This window comes from Streptomyces sp. NPDC088354 (assembly GCF_044753585.1).
In the GTDB taxonomy this organism is placed as follows: Bacteria; Actinomycetota; Actinomycetes; order Streptomycetales; family Streptomycetaceae; genus Actinacidiphila.
In genome coordinates this window covers 1-15,656 of sequence record NZ_JBIVNJ010000056.1, presented here as the reverse complement: position 1 = coordinate 15,656, position 15,656 = coordinate 1, and the positions used below count along the sequence as shown (strand labels likewise).

Sequence of the window (15,656 nt, the reverse complement as noted above, 5' to 3'; positions counted from 1 at the left end):
TCGGACGACGCCTCAGGCGTCTCGGACGGGCCCCCACACTAACGGTTGCGGGAGGCCGCCCCTCCGGGTCCGGAGCACATATACGCACGAACGCGACGTGCCGGGCGTGGGCTCAGACGACGCCCTTCTTCAGGCGGCGCCGCTCGCGCTCGGACAGGCCGCCCCAGATGCCGAAGCGCTCGTCGTTGGCGAGGGCGTAGTCCAGGCAGTCGGAGCGGACCTCGCAGGCGAGGCAGACCTTCTTGGCCTCGCGGGTGGAACCGCCCTTCTCGGGGAAGAAGGACTCGGGATCGGTCTGCGCGCACAGCGCGCGCTCCTGCCACCCGAGCTCTTCGTCGGCCTCTTCGGCCAGCAACAGCTGGAACAGCTCGGTCATGCGCGCCCCTCGTCTGTTTTCGCTTCCCCGTGATGTTGCCGTTACCTGTGACGGTCGAACGACACGAGTGAAATTACAAGTGTGCCGATACGGGCCAGTCAAGCCGAGATCTGCTATTGGGCCCGTTATTCACCCTGCGGAACCAAGGACTGACGGAAAGTGTTCAAATCAGTCCAAACGTCCGCATACGTCAATCGTGATCGACGCCCCTGCGGAGCCGGCGATCACGATGAGATCACGAAAACACAACGACGTTTCCTGGGGAGACGTTCCTGCGTAGCCGTGTGGTTGCGTCCGCACCTTCCCGGGGCGGCCCCGCACAAACCTTTCACCTGGTCGAATAGCCGGATCAGGTGAAAGATTCGCGACAAACCGGATGTCAAGTTGACAGAGACCCGGAAGAGCCGGTGTGCTGGGGCGCATGCCAGTGACCCACGCGCCCTCCCGGATCCGCCGCCTCGGCGACTTCCGTCGTGCCGTGGAAGCTCACTGTCGCTGTTCCAGCTGTTGCCGCTGACGATCTTCATTCCCGGCCCGCACAGCCTCATGCGCCCTGCCTGACGCTCCTCACTTCCCGTAGGAACTCCCGCACCCATGAACAGCGACGTCTCGATCGCCGGCGACCCGCTCGCCGTCCCGCACCTGCTGCCGCCCGTCCCCGCCCATCCCGCCACGGTGGCGGAGTTCGCCGGGCTGGCCCGCCGTATCGCCGAGGACCGCGCCCACTGGGCGCCACGCGTGCGCTACGACGCCACCTCGCGCTGGTACGACCGGCTGCGCACCGGCCCCGGCTACGAGATCTGGCTGCTGAGCTGGGTCCCCGGCCAGGGCAGCGGGCTGCACGACCACGGCCGCTCCAGCGGCGTGCTGACCGTCCTGGAGGGCACGCTGACCGAGCGGGCGCTCGGCGGCAACGGCGAGGTGCGCCGTTCACTCTCCGAGGGCCACCAGCGCGTGTTCGCCCCCGGGTACGTCCACGAGGTCGTCAACGACTCCCTGGAACCGGCGGTCAGCCTGCACGTCTACTTCCCGGGTCTGACCGAGATGACGCCGTACGCCTGCACCTCCGGGGCCCCGGCCGTCGAGGGGACGTTCGCAGGCTGACAGGCGCGGCTGCCAGACTGTCCACATGCGAATCGTGGTACTGGCCGGTGGCATCGGGGGCGCCCGCTTCCTGCGCGGTCTCAAGGAAGCGGCGCCGGACGCGGACATCACCGTGATCGGCAACACCGGCGACGACATCCACCTGTTCGGGCTGAAGGTCTGCCCCGACCTCGACACCGTCATGTACACCCTGGGCGGCGGCATCCACGAAGGCCAGGGCTGGGGGCGCGCGGACGAGACCTTCGCCGTGAAGGAGGAACTCGCCGCGTACGGGGTCGGCCCCGAGTGGTTCGGTCTCGGCGACCGCGATTTCGCCACCCACATCGTGCGCACCCAGATGATCGGCGCCGGCTATCCGCTGAGCGCGGTCACCGAGGCGCTGTGCGCGCGGTGGAAGCCGGGCGTACGGCTCATCCCGATGACCGACGACCGCATCGAGACGCACGTCGTGATCGACGACCCGGACGGCGGGGGCGGCCGCAAGGCCGTGCACTTCCAGGAGTACTGGGTGCGGCTGCGGGCCTCCACCGAGGCCTACGCGGTGCTGCCGGTCGGCGCGGAGGGCGCGAAGCCGGCGCCCGGCGTGCTGGAGGCGATCGCCGAGGCGGACGTCGTCCTCTTCCCGCCGTCGAACCCGGTGGTGTCGGTCGGCACGATCCTGGCCGTGCCCGGCATCCGCGAGGCCATCGCCGAGGCGGGCGTGCCGGTCGTGGGCCTCTCCCCCATCGTCGGCGACGCCCCGGTGCGGGGCATGGCCGACAAGGTCCTGGCCGCCGTCGGCGTCGAGTCCACCGCCGCGGCGGTCGCCGCGCACTACGGCTCCGGTCTGCTGGACGGCTGGCTCGTCGACACCGTCGACGCGGGCACGGTGGACGAGGTCGAGGCGGCGGGCATCCGCTGCCGGGCCGTGCCGCTGATGATGACGGATCTCGAGGCCACCGCCGCGATGGCGCGCGAGGCGCTGACGCTGGCAGAGGAGGTCCGGGCGTGAGCAGTCCCGTGTCCTACCGGGTGTGGGCGGTCGGCGGGCTGCCGGAGATCACGGCCGGCGACGACCTGGCGAAGCTCGTCGCCACGGCCGCCGGCTACCTGGAGGACGGCGACGTCCTCGTCGTCACCTCGAAGATCGTCAGCAAGGCGGAGGGGCGCGTCGTCCACGCCGACGACCGCGAGGCCGCCATCGACGCGGAGACGGTCCGGCTGGTCGCCCGGCGCGGTCCGACGCGGATCGTGGAGACCCGGCACGGCTTCGTCATGGCGGCGGCGGGCGTCGACGCCTCCAACACGGCGCCGGGCACGGTGCTGCTGCTGCCCGAGGACCCGGACGCCTCCGCGCGGACCATCCGCGCGGGGGTGCGCGAGGCCCTCGGCGTCAACGTCGGCGTCGTCGTCACCGACACCTTCGGGCGCCCCTGGCGCCAGGGCCTCACCGACGTCGCCATCGGCGCGGCCGGGATCCGGGTCGTGGACGACCTGCGGGGCGCGACCGACTCCCACGGCAACGAACTCGCGGTCACCGTCACGGCGTTGGGCGACGAGCTGGCCGGGGCCGGCGACCTCGTCAAGGGCAAGGCGGGCGGCACCCCGGTGGCCGTGGTGCGCGGGCTGGAAAGTCTGGTGCTCCCGGCCGAGGAGAACGGCGACGGCGCCCGGGCGCTGCTGCGGCCGGCCGCCGAGGACATGTTCCGGCTGGGCACGTCGGAGGCGGTGCGCGAGGCCGTCTCCCTGCGCCGCACGATCCGCGACTTCTCCGACGCCCCCGTCGACGGGGACGCGGTGCGGCGGGCCGTGGCACTCGCCGTCACCGCCCCGGCCCCGCACCACACGACGCCGTGGCGGTTCGTGCTCCTGGAGACCGAGGCCGCCCGGGTGCGCCTCCTGGACGCGATGCGCGACGCCTGGATCGCCGACCTGCGCCGCGACGGCCGCAGCGAGGAGTCCGTCGCCAAGCGCGTACGGCGCGGCGACGTCCTGCGCCGGGCGCCCTACCTGGTCGTCCCGTGCCTGGTCGCCGACGGGGCGCACGACTACCCCGACCCCCGGCGGTCGGCGGCCGAACGCGAGATGTTCGTGGTCGCGATGGGCGCCGCGGTGGAGAACTTCCTGGTCGCCCTCGCCGGCGAGCAACTCGGCTCCGCCTGGGTGTCGTCCACGATGTTCTGCCGTGACGTGGTGCGCGGGGTGCTGGACCTGCCCGGCGACTGGGACCCGATGGGCGCGGTCGCCATCGGCCGCCCCGCCGCCGGCCCCAAGGAACGGCCCGCGCGGAGCGTGGAGGCGTTCATCGCGGTGCGCTAGGCGTCGCTCGTGACGCCGTCACCGGGGTGGCCGGTCCTGCCGAGGACGCCGGTGGCGCCGTCCCCGCGGCCCGCGGCAGTGGTGCTCCCGGCCGTGGATCGGGACGTGCACGGGGCACGGGTTCGGGGCGGGGCACGGCAGCGATTCCGGACGCGCGGGCAGACCGGCCCGGTTGAGCCGCCCGACCCCTACCGCCGGTGCGTCCAGCATGCCTTCACCGATGCGCCGGAAGCACTGGTGCCGTTGCCGTTCGCTCGTCGGGCGGCGTCGTCAACGGGTCCATGACCTCGGCTGCGTCCTGGGCGATCACGACGACGTGGGCGAATCTGCTCACCGGCGCAGTGTGCCGGGCGCGCGCGGCACCTCCGCAAGGGGTTTTCGCGGAGGCCGGCCGCGCGGGAAATCCGGTCGACGGACGGACGGGCGCGAGGGCAGGCTCCGGGCATGGAAGAACAGGTGTGGCCGCTGTACGCGCTCCGGATCACCACTCCACGACTGGAGTTGGGCCTGCCCGGGCTGGCGGGGCTCGCGGAACTGGCGGGCGTCGCCGCGGGCGGTGTCCACGACGAGGCCCGCATGCCCTTCACCGTCCCGTGGACCGACGCCAGTCCGCGCGAGCGCGAGCGGGCCACCTTCCAGCACGTGCTGGGGACGGTGGCGGCGTGGCGGCCGGAGGACTGGACGCTGAGCCTGGCGGTGCGGTGCGCGGGAAAGGTGGTCGGGCGGCAGGACGTGGCCGCGGACAACTTCGCCGTGACCCGGGAGGCGCGGACCGCCTCGTGGCTCGGGCTGGCGCACCAGGGCCGGGGCATCGGCACCGGAATGCGCGCAGCGGCCCTGCACTTGGTGTTCGAGGGACTGGGCGCCCGGTCCGTCACCTCCGCCGCGATGACCGACAACCCGGCGTCGCTGCGTGTCTCGCAGAAGCTCGGCTACCGCGACGACGGGCGCACCGTCGCGGCAGTCCGCGGCTCGGTCCGCACCCTGCGGCGGCTGCGGCTGGAGCGCGCGGACTGGGAGGCGCACCGCACCGTTCCCGTCGAGATCCACGGGCTGGAGCGCTGCCGGGACCTCTTCGGGGCCCGCGACGCCGCCGGCTGACGCACCGGCGCCGGGCGCCGCCGGGACCGGCACCTACCGGCGCCACCAGCGCCTGGGCCGCTCAGCCGGGGCGGGTGCGGCCGCCGGATGCGCGTCGTACTCGCGGGAGATCACCTCGACGCGGCGCGCCGCGTGGTCGGCGCGCACGGTGTCCAGGCCCATCGTGTCGAGTTCCCGCATGGTGGCCGCGTCGGCGTCCGACGCCGGGCGCAGGACCCGTACGACGACTTCCCGGGTCTCGGCGCCGAGTTCGATCCGGGAGAGCACGTCCTCCATGAGGACGCCGGACGTGTCCGGCCACGCGGCGTCGGCGAGCGCCATGTGCAGCATGAGGTGTTCCATGCCCGTGTCCATCCACCGGACCTGCGCGATCCACACGCACCGCACGTCGGGGTGGTCCAGGAGCCGCTCGCGGAGCGTGTCGCGCAGTGCCACGGCCATGGGGTGCGTGGACCAGCTGAACCGGACCGTGCGCTCGGTCGTCAGGACCATGCCCCTGGTGCGCAGCGTCTGCGCGACCAGGGCGAGGGGAACCGTGGCCCAGCCGTGTTCGGAGTACAGGGCGAGCGCCTCGGTCTTCGTGTGGAGCCCGATGTCCAGCAGACGCGTCACGTCGCAGTGCACGGCGACGGCACCGGGCCGGCGCTGCCGGCAGCACTCCTCGCTGACGTAACCGGGCAGCACGGGCTCCTCGTCCTGCCCCTTCATGAAGATCACCGAGCCGTTGTCGCCCACGGGGACGAACACGCCGAAGTCGATCAGGGCGGCGAGCAGCTGCTCCGCTTCCTCCTCCGGCTTCCGGCGGTCCAGTATGTCGGCGAGGGCGGTGTTCGGGGTCGTCACGCGCGGAGCATAGGCGCGCCGCGTGCGCGTCAGAGCGGAACGATGTTCCCCGGGGCCATGCGGGGGGCGCGGCGCGGGGGGCGACGGCCGGTCAGGAGGATGAGACGGGCGGCGCGGTGGCGCTGGCCCGCGTAGGGCTCCAGGAGTTCCAGCATGGTGGCGTCGTCGGTGCGGTGGGCGCCGGTCAGGGCGTAGCCGACGGTGTTCGGCAGGTGGAGGTCGCCGACCGTGACCGCGTCGGGATCGCCGTTGCTGCGCTGCAGGGTCTCGGCGGCGGTCCAGGGGCCGATGCCCGGGATCGCCTGCAGGCGCGCGAACGCCTCGGCGGGGCCGAGGCCCGTGGCCTGCTCCATGCGGGCGGCCGCGCGGGCGGCGCGCACGGCGGCGGCCGAGCGCTTGCCGTCGACGTTGGCGCGGTGCCACTCCCAGGAGGGGATCATGGCCCAGCCGCGGGCGTCCGGCATGACGCGCATGCGCAGTTCCTCGCCGGGGCCGGGGGCGGGCTCGCCGAAGCGCCACAGCAGGACGCGCCAGGAGCGGTAGGCCTCGTCGGAGGTGACCTTCTGCTCCAGGATCGCGGGCATCAGCGATTCCAGGACCAGGCCGGTACGGGTCAGGCGGAGCCCGGGGTTGCGGCGGTGGGCCTCGTGGACGACGCGGTGGCGGGCGGCGAACGCGCCGGGCTCGTCGGCGTCGCCGAGCAGTTCCGGCAGGCGGTCGAGCAGCCAGTCGGCGCCCGCGCCCCACGCCTGGGCCTCGACCTCGCCGCCGGCGGGGCGGGCGATGCGGAGGGTGCCCGGGCCCTCGGGGGTGCGCGACGCGCGGTAGACCGCGCCGTCGGAGCCCACCCGGAAGGCGGGATCGCCGGGCCCGCGGCGCAGGGGCCCGAGGGTCAGGCCCAGGTCCAGCGGGCCGCCCGGGGTCCACCGGCGGATCCGGCCCGGGGTGCGCGGGCCGGGCACGCGTGGCGTCGCGCCGCGGAGGAGTCGGGTCTGCTCGGGATGCACCCTCCGAGGGTACGCGCCGGGGCCGCGCGCTACTGGTCGGACGAGAAGCGCAGCGCCCCGTCCGGGATGACCGCTCCGCACCAGACCCGCGCGCCGTACCGCAGTTCGTTGTCCGCGCCGATGTGGGCCGCGTCGCCGATGACCGCGGTGTCCAGGACGGTGCGTTCGCCGATGACCGCGCCCGCGCCGATGAGGGAGTCGGTGATGATCGCGCCGGGCCGGACGACGGCGCCGGCGAGGACGGTACTGCCCTCCACGACCGCGCCGGAGCCGATCACCGCGCCGGCGGACACCGCGGTGCCGGCGGTGAGCTTGGCGTCGTCGGCGACGCGGGCGCCCTCCAGGACGAGGCGTTCGCCGCAGCGCCCCGGCACGGCCGGGGACGGGGCGCGGCCGAGGACGAGGTCGGCGGAGCCGCGCACGAAGGCGTGCGGGGTGCCGAGGTCGAGCCAGTACGTGGAGTCGACCATGCCCTGCAGGTGCGCGCCGGCGGCGAGCAGTCCGGGGAAGGTCTCCCGTTCGACGGAGACCGGGCGCCCGGCGGGGATGGAGTCGATGACGGAGCGGTTGAAGACGTAGGCGCCCGCGTTGATCTGGTCGGTGACGATCTCCTCGGGGGTCTCCGGCTTCTCCAGGAAGGCGGTGACGCGGCCGTCGGCGTCGGTCGGCACCAGCCCGTAGGCGCGCGGGTCGTCGACCCGGGTGAGGTGGAGGGAGACGTCGGCGCCGCTGCGGCGGTGGGTGGCGACCAATCCGGCGATGTCGAGGCCGGTGAGGATGTCGCCGTTGAAGATCAGGACGGGGTCGCCGGGCGCGGAGTCGAGGCGGTCCGCGACGTTGCGGATGGCGCCTCCGGTGCCCAGGGGCTCGTCCTCGGTGACGTACTCCAGGCGCAGTCCGAGGTCCGACCCGTCGCCGAACCAGGGCTCGAAGACCTCGGCGAGGTAGGAGGTGGCGAGAACGATGTGCTCCACGCCCGCGGCGCGGGCCCTGGCCAGTTGGTGGGTGAGGAAGGGGACGCCTGCCGCGGGGACCATCGGCTTGGGGGTGTGCACCGTCAGCGGCCGCAGCCGCGTGCCCTTGCCGCCGACCAAGAGGATCGCTTCAGTCACCTGTGTTGTCTCCGCTTCCTGGCGGGGCCGAACGTACGAGCGGCCAATCCTATGCGGGTCTCGTCGCGGCTCCCATCAGCGACCCTGGAGGGCCGCCGCCTTGCGGCGGATGTAGCCGAGATCGTCGTACAGCACCGTTCCTGGACATTCGGTCGCGAACCCGTCGCGGTGCCCGGAGATGGAGTTGAAGCTGACCCGGACACCCTTCCTGTACTTGTTGCTCCCTCCTGACAAGAGATATGCCGTACCGGCCGGATTGTGTCCGTAGATGCCGAGTTTCCAGGCGGCGAGCCGGGCGACCGCGTCCAGTGCCTCCTCGGAGGGCTCCGCGTCGCTGAACGTGCCGAGCACGGCGACGCCCATGCTGTCCGCGTTGAAGCCGAGGGTGTGCGCGCCGAACACGGCCTTGGCGACCCCGCCGCCCCGGCCCTCGTAGATGGTTCCGCACTTGTCGACGAGGAAGTTGTAGCCGATGTCGCGCCATCCGCTGCTGTTGATGTGGTAGCGGTAGATACTGCGGATGAGCGACGGCGCGTCAGAGCAGTCGTAGTCGTTGCCGGTGGCGCTGTGGTGCACGAACATCGCGTCGACCTGGTCGGTGAAGAGGAAGTCCTCGGTGCGCAGCGACTCGTCGGCGTGCCAGCCGGCCCGGGTGACGATGCGGGGGCGGGGGCCGATGTACGTGCGACCGGTGAGGGCCTCGGTCTCGGCCCGGGTGAGGGCGGGGACGACGGGGAGTTCGTCCTCGGTGCCCGAGGTATCGGTCGGGTCGGTCGTCACAGGGGTCCCGGGCTCGTCGCCGGTGTCGCCCGTGTCCCCTGTTGTACCCCCTGTGTCGCCGGGACGGCCCGTGGTGCCACTGTCCGTCGGATCGCCGGCGCCGCCCGGGGACCCGGTGTCCCCGGGCCGGTCCTGACTCCCCGGGCGCGCGGGGTCGTTGGCCGGTTCGTCCGTCGGATCGGGGGGCGTGACCGCGGGTACGGGGTCGGCGCCGGACGGCGGCGCGCCCGCGGTGGACGGCGCCGCCGAGGGCGCCCCCGGCGGATCGTCCCCCGGGTCGACCATGTCCAGCCGCAGCCCCTTGGGCAGTGCCGGCAGCGTGCCGCGCACGCCACCCGTCCGCTTGGGCACGACGCGCACCTCGACCCCGTCGCAGCGGCCGACCCACAGCGGGGCGGTGGCGCCGCGCACGCCCGACTCGGTCGCCTCCGGGGAACCCGCGTCGGGGGCGTCCTCGGAGTGCGACTCGATGTCCCGCCAGGCCGACCACGCACCGGTGCCGACGGCGCGGGTGCGCACCTGGACCGTGCCCTCCAGGTCGGTGCGGGCGTCTTCCCACGTGACGCCGAGCAGGGAGAAGGGCTTGACCGACCGCTCGGTGAGCCCTTCGGCCAGGGGCGAGCCGAGGGCGCGGCCGGAGGTCGCGAGCGGGGCCAGCATCAGGGTGTGGGTACTTCCCGACGGGGCGTCGGGAGCGGCGGCCCGGTACGGGGTGTGGATCGTCGCGGTGGCGCCGGAGGGCAGCGCGAGCGGGACGGCGAGAGCTGCCATGCACGCGCAGCCGACGGAAGTGGCAATAAAGGCACGCATGAGAAAAACACTTACATAAGCCCCAAAAACCCGCAGCCGGGATCTGACGGACGTTCCGATCCCGGCCGGCGGCCTGCCGCTCCCTCAGCAACGCCCGTGCGCAGGGCTCCTGACGTAGCCTGGGCCGCGTGACATCGACTGCCCGTACGCCCGCCGACCTGCTGCGTTCCGCGCTCGCGGCGGACCCCGCCCGCCCCCTGGTCACCTTCTACGACGACGCCACCGGCGAGCGCGTGGAACTGTCCGTCGCCACCTTCGGCAACTGGGTGGCGAAGACCGCCAACCTCATCCAGGACGAGCTCGGCGCCCAGCCGGGTGACCGGGCCGCGCTGCTGCTGCCCGCCCACTGGCAGACGGCGGTGTGGCTGCTCGCCTGCTTCTCCACCGGCGTGGTGGCGGTGCCCGGCGGGGATCCGGCCGGCGCCGACTTCGTGGTCTCCGGTCCCGAAACCCTGGAGGCGGCCCTGGCCTGCCCCGGCGAGCGGGTGGCGCTGGCGCTGCGCCCGCTGGGCGCGCGGTTCCCGCAGCCTCCGGCCGGGTTCGCGGACTACGCGGTGGAGGTGCCGACGCAGGGCGACCGCTTCACCCCCTACGCGCCCGTGGACCCCGGCGCCCCGGCACTGGAGCTGCCCGGCGGCGAGGAGCTGACCGGCACCGGCGTGGTGGAGCGGGCGGCCGCCTCGGCGGCGTCGCTCGGCCTGACCGCCGGTTCCCGCCTGCTGTCGGGACGGCCCTACGGCGACTGGGACGGGCTCGCGGCCGGGCTGCTGGCGCCGCTGGCGGCGGGCGGCTCGGTGGTGCTCTGCCGCCACCTGGACCGGCTGGCCGCCTCTGACCTGGACAAACGCCGGGAGAGCGAGCGCGTCACCCACATGGCGTAAGCAGGGGCCGGGGCCGCCGCTCCCGGGAGGCGGCCCCGCGGGATCCGCGAGATGCTGGACGGTCGAACGCACAAGTGAACAACTCCGCACAACCGAGTGCGGAATTGAACTGTCTGTACGGGTGAGAAGAAAGCCACACCATCCGAAGGACGGGACGTACGTGACCACGCCTGCCGATTCGCCGGAGTCGAAGGACACCTCTCCCGGCGCGGCGCCGCCGACCCGTCAGCGCCGCCGCCGGTGGCCGCGCGTCCTGGCCGGGGTGACCGCGCTGGCGGTGCTGTCCGGCGCGGGTGTCGCCTGGCACCTGTACCGGCAGCTTGACGGGAACATCCACACGGACACCGACACCTCGCGCGAGCTCCTGCGCGTCCAGTCCGAGCGGCCCAGCGCGCTGCCGCAGGCGACCTCCGCCGAGAACATCCTGCTGCTCGGCTCCGACAACCGGGGCGACGGCAACGGCAAGTACGGACAGGACACCGGCACCCAGCGCTCGGACACCGCCATCCTGCTGCACCTGGCCGCGGACCGGAAGACGGCGACGGCGGTCAGCCTGCCGCGCGACCTGATGGTGGACATCCCCTCCTGCCGGCGGCCCGACGGCAGCATGTCCAGGGCCCAGTTCGCCCAGTTCAACTGGGCGTTCGAGTTCGGCGGGGCGGCGTGCACGATCCGTACCGTCGAGAAGCTGACCGGGATCCGGGTCGACCACCATCTCGTCGTGGACTTCAGCGGGTTCAAGAAGATGGTCGACGCGGTCGGCGGCGTCGAGGTCTGCGTCCCGCACAAGGTGCACGACGAGGACGCGCACCTGGACCTGAAGGCCGGCCGCCAGGTGCTGCACGGCGAGGACGCCCTCGGCTACGTCCGCGCCCGCCACGGCATCGGCGACGGCAGCGACACCCAGCGCATCGACCGGCAGCAGGAGTTCCTGGCCTCGCTGGTGAAGAAGGTCGACAGCACCGGAGTGCTGCTCAACCCCACCAAGCTCTACCCGCTGCTGGACGCGGCGACCTCCTCCCTCACCGCCGACCCCGGGCTGGACTCGCTGCGCGAGCTGTACGACCTCACCCAGACCCTGCGCCGGACGCCCGCCGGGCAGGTGCGCTTCCTGACCGTGCCGCGCCGCCCCTGGGTCCAGGACCCGAACCGGGACGAACTCGTGCAGCCGGAGGCCAAGAAGCTCTTCACCACGCTGCGCGAGGACGGCACCGTGGCGGTGCAGGACGACGGCGCGAGCCCCCGGGCGAGCAACAGCCCCACGCCCGGCGGAACCACGTCCACCGCTTCCGCATCTCCCTCTGCGACCGGGGCCGCGACGGACGCCCCCTCCTACCGCGGAACGACCGCGGACCGCGATGTCTGCGGCGGCAGTGGGGATTGAACAGTTTGTCCAGTTGTAGGGACCGGAATTTGTCAGCTGCGCTCCTGGACGCTGAACTGTGGGGTTAGTGTGGGCGATCCGGCCTGACGCAGCGGCCGAGACGGAGGACTCGATCGACCGTGGACACGCAAGGCCGTAGGCAGCACGTCGACCCGGCGGACCAGTGGGTGTTCGATCCCGAGACGGGCAGCTACCAGCTGCGGCTGGACCCGGGAGTGCCCGCGGACCGCGCCGTTCCGTCCCAGGGCGGCCGTCGTCCCCAGCGCGACCCCCAGCAGGGCCGGCCCCGTCAGCAGGGGCCCGCCGGTCAGGGCGCCCAGCCCGGACGGGGCGGCCGGGAACAGCCTCCCGGGCCGCGCCGCCAGGCCCAGCGCGCGGGTCAGGGCGGACGGAGGGCCGCCGTCCCGGAGACCGCGGGCGGCCACGCGGCGACCCGCGCCGGCCGGCGCAAGGCGCAGTCGCGCAAGTCGGGCCGGAAGAAGGCGCTGATCTGGACGGCCGGCACGCTCGGCCTGGTCGTGGTGGCCGCGAGCGTCGGCGTCTACGTCCTGTACCAGCAGCTCAACGGCAACATCAACACGGTGGACACCGGCATCGGCTCCAACGCCCCCACCAGCGACGGCCCGGTCAACATCCTCGTGATCGGCACCGACAGCCGGCAGGGCCTGAAGGGCAAGTACGGCGACTCGGCGAACATCGGCCACGCGGACACCACGATCCTCTTCCACGTGTCCAAGGACCGCTCCAACGCGACCGCGTTGAGCATCCCGCGCGACATCATCACCGACATCCCGGACTGCCCGACGAAGCAGGCGGACGGCTCCACGAAGCTCATCCCGGGCGAGGAGGGGGTCCGCTTCAACACCAGCCTGGGGCAGTACGGACGCGACCCGGGCTGCACGATGCGCACGGTCAAGGCGCTGACCGGGATCATGCCGGACCATTTCATGATGGCCAACTTCGACGCCGTCAAGGACCTCTCCACCGCGGTGGGCGGCGTCGAGGTGTGCCTGGCCAAGGACATCGACGACCCGGACTCGCACCTCAAGCTGCCCAAGGGCAGGCACAAGGTGCAGGGCGAGCAGGCGCTGGCGTTCGTCCGCACCCGCCACAGCGTCGGCTTCGGCGGCGACCTGAGCCGTATCCAGCTGCAGCAGCAGTTCCTGGGTTCGATGATGCGGGAGATGAAGTCGGGCGACACGCTCACCAGTCCGACGAAGCTGCTGAAGCTGGCGAACACCGCGACCAAGGCGCTCACCGTGGACACCGGCATCGGCAGCGTGACGAAGCTCGCCGACCTGGCCAAGGACCTGAGCCGGGTGAACACCAAGAACATCACTTTCGCCACCGTCCCGGTCATAGACAACCCGGCGGAGAAGGTGCACACGACCGTCGTCCTGGACAAGACCAGGGCGCCGCAGCTGTTCACCATGGTGCGCCAGGACATCTCGCTCACCGAGGTGAAGAAGAAGGAGAAGGACGCGGCCGCGGGCAAGCTCAAGGGCCCGAAGGCCGACGCGATCAACGTGCGGGTCGAGGTCTACAACGGCAGCGGGATCTTCGGCGCGGCCCAGGACACCGTCAGCTGGCTGCAGAACGCGCAGGGCGTCACCCGTTCCACCAACGGCGGCAACGCACCCGCCGACGCGCAGAAGACGACGCTGAAGTACGCCCCGAACCAGGCCGACCAGGCACGGCGGCTGGCCGACATGATGGGACTGCCCGCGTCCGCGCTGATCCCGGGCACACAGGACGCGGCACCGCGCGCGAACATGACGCTCACCCTCGGCAAGGACTTCACCGCCGCGGGGACGCCGATCACGGCGCCCACCAAGGCGCCCGAGGGCATCCAGAAGGTCGAGGCCGACGACAAGAGCGTCTGTGCCAAGTAGCCGGCACCGGCCCGCGAACGGCTGGAACACAACTACGGGGATTCGACGGGGCTTCAGGGGTGGGGACCAGACATGACCGACCGTGGCGTGCGCGATCTCGGGTGGGACGACAGCCTGTACGAGACTCGTCCGCAGCATGAGGCGGACGCGGCGCGCACGGGGCCCCCGGCGCCCGGTGCGCCGGACGGCGGCCGTGCGCAGCGCGCGGCGGGGACCCGCCGGCGGCGCGGGCGGCGCGCACTGCGCTGGACCGCGGTCGTCCTGGCCCTGCTGATACTCGGTACGGCGGGGGCCGGTTACGCGTACTACCAGCACTTGAGCCACAACATCCGCAAGGGCAAGCGCAACAGCGGCGCCAGCAACGTGCACAAGACGCCCACCAACGCGCTCAACATCCTTCTGCTGGGCTCCGACAGCCGCAACACGGACGCCAACCTGAAGCTGGGCGGCGCCAAGTACACCCGCGGGGACAAACCGCGCGCCGACGTGATCATGCTTGTGCACGTCTCCGCCGACCGCAGCAACATGTCGGTGGTGAGCATCCCGCGCGACACCCGGGTGCCGATCCCGAAGTGCACCGACCCCAAGACCGGCGAGACGTTTCCCGCCACCACGCACGCGATCATCAACGAGAGCCTCACGCACGGCGGTCCGGGCTGCACGCTGGCCACCGTCCAGAACCTCACCGGGGTCTACATCGACCACTGGATGATGATCGACTTCGCGGGCGTGGTGAAGATGGCCGACGCCGTGGGCGGTGTGGAGGTGTGCGTGCGGCAGAACGTGTGGGACCACCCCACGCCGGACCAGCCCGGCGGCTCCGGCCTGAAGCTCAAGGCCGGCCGGCAGAAGATCTACGGCAAGACCGCGCTGCAGTGGCTGCGCACCCGGCACGCCTTCGAGAGCGACCTGGGCCGGGCCGAGGCCCAGCACATGTACATGAACTCGATGGTGCGGGAGCTGCGCTCGCAGAACGTCTTCACCGACAGCGGCCGGCTCCGGAACCTGGCGGAGGCGGCGACCAAGGCGCTGCAGGTCTCCGAGGAGATCGGCACCCCGAAGAAGCTGTACGACCTCGGCATGGAGCTCAAGAGCGTCCCGTCGAAGCGGATCACGATGCTCACGATGCCGCCGGCCACGGACCCGGAGAACGACCAGCACTACATCCCGGACGCGGTGAACGCGCCCAGGGTGTGGGCGAAGCTCGTGCACGACGTGCCGTTCGACGACAACGGCGCCAAGAAGCCCCCGAAGAAGCCCGCCGAGTCGGGACCGCCGGCACGTCCGGCCGCCGATATCCCAGTGGCCGTGGTCAACGGCACCGCCGGCGACAGCACGGGCACCCCCGTGAACGGCCGTGCGGGCGTCGTGGCGGGCCTCCTGGCCGGCCAGGGCTTCACGGGGGCCGTGAAGGCCGCCGAGGCGCAGCCGTCGGCCACCACCGCGATCGCCTACCCCGCCGCCCAGGGGGCCCAGGCCCGCTCGGACGCGCTCGCCGTGGCGAAGGCCCTCAAGCTGCCGGTCGGCCTTGTGAAGGAATCCTCACACGTTGCCTCCGTCACACTGGTCGTCGGCGCGGACTGGCGCGAGGGGACGGCCTACGCGGGCGGCGCCGATCCCGACGCGAAGCTCCCCGACAGCGCCGGCGCCCTCAACGGCTCGGACAAATCCACCTGTATGCCGGTGTATGCGCCGTATCGGTGGCAGTAGGGAACGCCCCCTTCAGGGCAGGGGGCAATCGTTTTACATGACTGATAAGAATCGAAGGCCTGGACAGTTGCCGACGTTATGTATCGTGACCTCCAACCATCCGCGAGCATTTCTGTCGGACCCCACAGGGCTTTGACAGTCGCGCAGCTGGGAATCACCAACGGTCCGCGGGCGCCACGGCGCCGGAGCCGACCATGGTGACCAGCGCGCCATGGGAGGCCTGAATGCGCCACGGCAGCGCCCCTGGGGGGCTCAACGCCCCTTACGAACCTCATGAACCCGGGTGGGGCAACGCTCCGTACAGGGGCGGTGACGGGGCGCCGTACGTTCCGCAGCAGCCCTCGTACGGCGGCGGCTA

The 15,656-nt window shown here is 72.4% G+C and carries 13 protein-coding genes; 8 read left to right on the top strand and 5 right to left on the bottom strand.

Features of this window, described 5'->3' with window-relative positions; all coding sequences use genetic code 11:
• Positions 1 to 112 precede the first annotated feature (112 nt).
• Positions 113 to 376, bottom strand: a complete 264-nt coding sequence (locus ACIP98_RS38690; RefSeq protein WP_018559705.1) for a WhiB family transcriptional regulator — start codon at positions 374 to 376, stop codon at positions 113 to 115.
• A 594-nt stretch (positions 377 to 970) separates the two neighbouring features.
• On the opposite strand from ACIP98_RS38690, the gene ACIP98_RS38685 reads away from it, so the two are divergent.
• From ACIP98_RS38685 to ACIP98_RS38670, 4 genes are all read left to right on the top strand, one after another.
• A complete protein-coding gene (locus ACIP98_RS38685; protein ID WP_319661613.1) occupies positions 971 to 1,480 on the top strand; it encodes a cysteine dioxygenase family protein in 510 nt (169 codons plus the stop codon).
• A gap of 25 nt (positions 1,481 to 1,505) precedes the next feature.
• Entirely contained in the window at positions 1,506 to 2,471 is a 966-nt protein-coding gene (cofD, locus tag ACIP98_RS38680) for a 2-phospho-L-lactate transferase (protein WP_319661614.1), read from the top strand.
• Positions 2,468 to 3,778, top strand: coding sequence for a coenzyme F420-0:L-glutamate ligase (locus ACIP98_RS38675; RefSeq protein ID WP_319661615.1), 1,311 nt, complete (start codon positions 2,468 to 2,470; stop codon positions 3,776 to 3,778). Before cofD ends, ACIP98_RS38675 begins: the two co-directional genes overlap by 4 nt.
• A 444-nt stretch (positions 3,779 to 4,222) precedes the next feature.
• Positions 4,223 to 4,879: a GNAT family N-acetyltransferase gene (locus ACIP98_RS38670; RefSeq protein ID WP_401981106.1), complete on the top strand. Its 657-nt coding sequence runs from the start codon at positions 4,223 to 4,225 to the stop codon at positions 4,877 to 4,879.
• Between the two features lie 33 nt (positions 4,880 to 4,912).
• Here ACIP98_RS38670 and ACIP98_RS38665 read toward each other — a convergent pair whose 3' ends face one another.
• From ACIP98_RS38665 to ACIP98_RS38650, 4 genes are all read right to left on the bottom strand, one after another.
• The gene (locus ACIP98_RS38665; protein ID WP_401981105.1) at positions 4,913 to 5,722 is read right to left on the bottom strand and encodes a hypothetical protein; all 810 of its coding nucleotides are present in this window, start codon (positions 5,720 to 5,722) and stop codon (positions 4,913 to 4,915) included.
• 29 nt (positions 5,723 to 5,751) lie between these two features.
• On the bottom strand, positions 5,752 to 6,684 hold the full coding sequence (locus ACIP98_RS38660; protein ID WP_319661804.1) for a DNA-3-methyladenine glycosylase 2 family protein: 933 nt from the start codon (positions 6,682 to 6,684) through the stop codon (positions 5,752 to 5,754).
• 74 nt (positions 6,685 to 6,758) lie between these two features.
• The gene (locus tag ACIP98_RS38655; RefSeq protein ID WP_401981103.1) at positions 6,759 to 7,841 is read right to left on the bottom strand and encodes a sugar phosphate nucleotidyltransferase; all 1,083 of its coding nucleotides are present in this window, start codon (positions 7,839 to 7,841) and stop codon (positions 6,759 to 6,761) included.
• A 75-nt stretch (positions 7,842 to 7,916) separates the two neighbouring features.
• Positions 7,917 to 9,392, bottom strand: a complete 1,476-nt coding sequence (locus ACIP98_RS38650; protein WP_401981101.1) for an N-acetylmuramoyl-L-alanine amidase — start codon at positions 9,390 to 9,392, stop codon at positions 7,917 to 7,919.
• 167 nt (positions 9,393 to 9,559) lie between these two features.
• On the opposite strand from ACIP98_RS38650, the gene ACIP98_RS38645 reads away from it, so the two are divergent.
• From ACIP98_RS38645 to ACIP98_RS38630, 4 genes are all read left to right on the top strand, one after another.
• Positions 9,560 to 10,312 (top strand): TIGR03089 family protein, encoded by a 753-nt coding sequence (locus ACIP98_RS38645; protein ID WP_401981099.1) that lies wholly within the window; start codon positions 9,560 to 9,562, stop codon positions 10,310 to 10,312.
• A gap of 160 nt (positions 10,313 to 10,472) precedes the next feature.
• Complete coding sequence (locus ACIP98_RS38640) at positions 10,473 to 11,696, top strand: LCP family protein (RefSeq protein WP_319661624.1); 1,224 nt, start codon at positions 10,473 to 10,475, stop codon at positions 11,694 to 11,696.
• A 119-nt stretch (positions 11,697 to 11,815) separates the two neighbouring features.
• Complete coding sequence (locus ACIP98_RS38635; protein WP_401981096.1) at positions 11,816 to 13,588, top strand: LCP family protein; 1,773 nt, start codon at positions 11,816 to 11,818, stop codon at positions 13,586 to 13,588.
• A 72-nt stretch (positions 13,589 to 13,660) separates the two neighbouring features.
• Entirely contained in the window at positions 13,661 to 15,298 is a 1,638-nt protein-coding gene (locus tag ACIP98_RS38630) for an LCP family protein (protein ID WP_401981093.1), read from the top strand.
• Positions 15,299 to 15,656: the final 358 nt, after the last annotated feature.